1 protein-coding gene is annotated in these 521 nt (G+C 48.4%); it reads right to left on the bottom strand.

All coding sequences use genetic code 11. The annotated features are described in order from the left end of the window. On the bottom strand, nt 1-521 hold a 521-nt coding region (ruvB, locus tag A3738_RS23440; protein WP_082890125.1), incomplete at both ends, for a Holliday junction branch migration DNA helicase RuvB.

Below are 521 nucleotides of genomic sequence, written 5' to 3' on the forward strand. Positions count from 1 at the left end.
CGCTGAACAATACCGAATCGATCACGCAGTGGTGACGTTAATAGTCCGGCGCGCGTGGTAGCGCCAACCAGTGTAAACGGGGGCAAATCCAACTTAATAGACCGCGCTGCTGGGCCTTCACCAATCATAATGTCGAGCTGATAATCCTCCATCGCGGGATAAAGAACCTCCTCGACATTCGCACTTAAACGATGAATCTCATCAATAAAAAGAATGTCGCCTTCTTCTAAGTTGGTGAGTAAGGCCGCTAAATCGCCTGCCTTTTCGAGCACCGGCCCAGACGTAGACTGAATGTTAGATTCAAGTTCATTAGCGAGGATATTCGCGAGCGTTGTCTTACCTAAGCCAGGCGGACCGAAAATAAGAACATGATCAAGTGCCTCTTCTCGTTTTTTTGCTGCCTCAACGAAAATAGACATTTGTTCTTTGACAACAGGCTGACCTACGTAGTCAGCTAGTAATTTCGGGCGAATAGCACGATCTTGTGCTTCTTCTTGCTTACTGCGGCCGCCGCTATTGGG

It is taken from the genome of Oleiphilus sp. HI0066 (assembly GCF_001635725.1).